Genomic DNA, 1,392 nt, shown 5'->3' with positions numbered 1-1,392 from the left:
AGTGGTTTGGCACTCCACATAACACCAATGACTTCTTTTTTATCATTATAAATAGGCAGCTTTTCACTGATAAAGGGGGTCAGAGTATCTTTACCATACCAATAATGTGTTTCTATGACAGTAACCCGATCTTGTGACTCTTCGGTTCTCTTATCATGCTCCATAAACTCGGGAGAAAATTCAGCCCAGTTAGCAGGAAACTCATCGTCCAGCTTCCCCTCTATCTCAAAGTTCAATGGTGTATTGGTATAAAGATAGGCTGCCTTGTTCATATAGATATGGCGGGAATTCAGATCTTTAATGCCCCATGGCTCACTGAGGTGCTCCATCATGGCAATAAGGCCCTTGAAATAAATTTCATTATTTTTATCGGGCAAATCCATTACGACCTCGCCGATTAAAACCGGTTAAATTTCTTTTGCCAGATAGTGCCGAGTATGTTTTTTGGCATATCCACATAAATCGCCATAGACACGATAGCCTAACTTTTCATAAAAACCTCTGGCCTGGAAATCGAAAGTATCTACATAAGCCATATGACAGCCGCGTTTTATGGCTTCTTCTTCTGCTTTTTCCATTAATTGGCGACCATAGCCACTTTTACGATATTCATCACTGACCCAAAGATATTGGACCTCAAGCCCACCCCACCAGGTCCTGGCAACCAATCCTGCCACAATTTTGCCGTTGTCGTTGGTAACCGTTAAGAATAGCGGATGAATGTCTACAGCTTCAGTTTTATTATTGTGAGCCCAAAGACTATCAATGACATACTCTTCGTCTTGTGGGTTTGGCGTATCCGTGACGTTAATATTCATTTTCGTAACATACCTTCCTATATTAATAATTCAAATTGCAATCAAATTAATAAACTCCAACTGATTTTAATATCACTTTTCTTAAAGTGTTACAAGAGTGGTTTTCACCCGTTCCCACAATGGCGTTAAGTGTTTATATTTAATGTGACAGAGCTAAAAAATACCAACTTATCTCGTGAATGTTATCTGTTTGGCCTGCTCTGTCTGCAAATACTGATTTCGCCTCACCAGGGCTTTATCGGGGAAACCTATCAATAACTCACGGCTCCACCTGTAGAGCAAGGCTAACTTGCCAAAGGGGGGCCGCTCATCCTCCCCAAAATCCATAAATTTTATTGCTTAATATGCTCATTTAGCGTCTACCCAGTCAAAAACTGGCCGTTCCGTTTTTATTTACCACTCACTATGGGCTTGAGATCAAGCTTGTCGAGAGATCCTCAACAGTAGGTCTGTACTCAATATCGTGTTTTAGTACCAGTCCGGCATAAATATTTCTGTATTGTCGCAAATCGGAAGAGTTGACCGCCAACAGGCCATCGGATTTACAATCTCTCTTCCATGAGAATAAAGATCA

General features: G+C 40.9%; 2 protein-coding genes. Both read right to left on the bottom strand.

All coding sequences use genetic code 11. The annotated features are described in order from the left end of the window. The coding region (locus V1952_RS21835; RefSeq protein ID WP_420075546.1) for a PAS domain-containing protein at positions 1-383 on the bottom strand (383 nt) is incomplete at its 3' end. Between the two features lie 24 nt (positions 384-407). Continuing rightward, the gene (locus V1952_RS21830) at positions 408-818 is read right to left on the bottom strand and encodes a GNAT family N-acetyltransferase (RefSeq protein WP_420075545.1); all 411 of its coding nucleotides are present in this window, start codon (positions 816-818) and stop codon (positions 408-410) included. Positions 819-1,392: the final 574 nt, after the last annotated feature.

It is taken from the genome of Yersinia sp. 2542 StPb PI (genome assembly GCF_048593855.1).
Classification (GTDB): domain Bacteria; phylum Pseudomonadota; class Gammaproteobacteria; order Enterobacterales; family Enterobacteriaceae; genus Yersinia; species Yersinia enterocolitica_E.
Note: the sequence above shows the minus strand (reverse complement) of the source record. Positions and strands in the feature narration are given on the sequence as shown.